This is a genomic window from Collinsella sp. TF07-1 (assembly GCF_003437235.1).
In the GTDB taxonomy this organism is placed as follows: domain Bacteria; phylum Actinomycetota; class Coriobacteriia; order Coriobacteriales; family Coriobacteriaceae; genus Collinsella.
Genome location: NZ_QSRV01000053.1, coordinates 1 through 2,586 on the forward strand (window position 1 = coordinate 1; position 2,586 = coordinate 2,586).

Sequence of the window (2,586 nt, forward strand, 5' to 3'; positions counted from 1 at the left end):
AGGCCCCCACACCGGCGTGCCTCGCAATCAAACGCTTCCCGGATAATTCATGAGGCCGTACTCGTATTCGAGCCTGCCTATCTCTGCGGCAAGCGCCTCCGTCATGTAGAAGGTTTTCGTGCGGCCCGTCGACTTCGCCAGGCGGTCGTACCTGTTCGCGAGGTCCTCGGGGGTTCTCAGGGCTGCGGTGGCGGTTGCCATGATGCACCTCCCGGTTAGATGTAATACGTGTATTACTTTCTATCACATCACCCGAACCCCGCACCGGCGTACGGTCGTATCTGCTATTTTACCTTACATTTTGTCAACCGGCCCATGCTCGGCTTGTTCAGCCAGATTAAATCAACTGTTAAATCAATCCAGGCCTGTAGGGGGCGGTGGAAATCTTTCGAGGACTGGGGGCGCCGTCCCTGGGTCGGCTCCTCGATGGCCGCGGCTGAATTCCCCTGCCATCGGCTGCGTGGGTTCCGGCACGGGGCTCTGGCGCTGCTCGAACTGGGCGCAAGACTCGGCTGTTGGTCGTACCGGACGGCATACGTTTTGAGACCAGCAAGCTGATGCCGGCTCGAGGACAGCGGCCCGGTGCACCGGGCCGATCGATAGCGGTCTCAGGTTCACAGCGCAGCTTCTCAGGGCTCGCATATATAGGAAGACTTGATTGGCAATCGATTTTAATGAAGTCGGCAGCGCATGTCAGAGTTTTCAACAAATTTAACATGCCACCCTTTATATCCGCACGCGCGTAATTCAACTCATAAGGACCGGCTATCCCTTACCAGTGACACAATCTCAAACGCACAGAACAGAATCATCAGTCCAATCATCGCATAAGAGGCAGCCGAACCTTCAAGCACTATTCCACAAAGAACAATCTCCGCGCCGCCAATAAGAACTGTTATCAGGCGCTCTGCCTTTTTGCTCTCGCCGCTCGCATAAAAAGGCGGCAAAGCGCACAAGATCACATATAGCCCGGGAAGGGAATACAGGATCGATAGTCCAAGCCCCCCATCAACCGCAGTGCTTTGCGTAAGAATCAACTGAACCCAAACGGCAATTATCACTGAGCAGGTTGTCGATAAAAGAAGACTAGAAATATAGCACGCAACAAAGTCCCGTCGCATTCGAACAGAGAAATCCGCGAACTCTCTTCGCCGCGTGGAAACAATAAGGTACACAGAAATTGCAATAGAACCAATCAGGGAAAACAGCGGAACAACCAGCAATTCAAGCTTATTACCCCATCGATCAACCACACCCCCACTCCAATGAGCGGGAATTGTATCAGGGAGGACTGACCAAGCCGCCCATAGAATCAGAAATGGAAGAATAGAGAGGATGAAAGATGATAACACTGCAGTAATTTTTTTTGAGGCTCTCATCGATTCCGCATCTCCTTGCGCGCCCACATTCCACTCCGCCTTAAATCAAGTATACGTTTTGAGACCGGCAAGCTGATGCCGGCTCGAGGACAGCGGCCCGGTGCACCGGGCCGATCGATAGCAGTCTCAGGTTCACAGCGCAGTTTCTCAGGGCTCGCATATATAGGAAGACTTGATCGGCAATCGATTTTAATGAAGTCGACAGTGCATGTCAGAGCTTTCAGTAAACCGCAGGTAAATTCGTATACCAAAAATTGGTACACGGATTTACCTGCGATGTTCATGCTTGGTCAAAAGCCTATCAAGCGATATATTCATTATTTTAATGCGCGCGCCTGAGCTTTTGGCTGAAGTGGCAGTCCGACCGCCGGCAGGCGGCCACGCTATGTCCAAAGGCCACGCCTACTCCCAGTGCCCGGCTACGTCGACGACCCAGTGCTGCCCGTCGAGTTCCTGCCGCAGGGCTACATCAGGGACGTCTTATTGGGGGACGACCACATGGAACCCCGGGAGATCAAGCTGTACGGCTGATCCATCCGTCAACAACATGTCAAAGCCCCAAAACCCAACAGGATCGCGAACGAGGGGATGAATTGACCGCCCGGGTATTTGCGCCCGGGCGGTCAATTTTATCAACCATGGGTGCGATTCTGTGAGGCCATTTTTCTGTCATCCGCCGTTTGCTCCGGTCTCAACGCACCCATCGACCGTTCAGTTATCTTTGCGAACGCGACCACGTGCGCATTTGTCGAACAATCAAATGTCCGACAATGTCTGACGGAGCTGTCAGACATTCACGCACGAACAGGTGAGCTTCGCGAGCGATTGTAGGCAACTAGTAGCCCCAGCTGCGTCTTTAGCGCAGGTTCGACGTCTGACATCTTGAATGTCTGACGTTGAACGAAGCTGGTTGATAACAAGCAGGTGGAATAAACATGGAGCCCGACACCTCTCGCGCAATCGGCGCGCGGCAAGGGTCTGGCCCATCTCATATGTTGCCAACGCTAACGGTGAACCTGAGCGCCCGGGCACATTCTTTGTTGGCTGAAACCGGCATAGCAACTAGCGGAAGGCATCATCGAAGGAGTGTGCTGGAAAGCACCCGTCTCCTTAACTGTTAGAAATGCAAGTTAATAATCTATGTGGTCAATATAATACCGTTGAACCCGCATATCGATACCGCTCAGCCATTCGCCTCGCCCCCGTC

At 53.2% G+C, this 2,586-nt stretch carries 2 protein-coding genes; both read right to left on the minus strand.

Features of this window, described 5'->3' with window-relative positions; all coding sequences use genetic code 11:
* Window positions 1–27 precede the first annotated feature (27 nt).
* Complete coding sequence (locus DXC67_RS10205) at window positions 28–201, minus strand: ribbon-helix-helix domain-containing protein (RefSeq protein WP_199408993.1); 174 nt, start codon at window positions 199–201, stop codon at window positions 28–30.
* Between the two features lie 551 nt (window positions 202–752).
* Window positions 753–1,379 (minus strand): DUF1648 domain-containing protein, encoded by a 627-nt coding sequence (locus DXC67_RS10210; RefSeq protein ID WP_117638280.1) that lies wholly within the window; start codon window positions 1,377–1,379, stop codon window positions 753–755.
* Window positions 1,380–2,586: the final 1,207 nt, after the last annotated feature.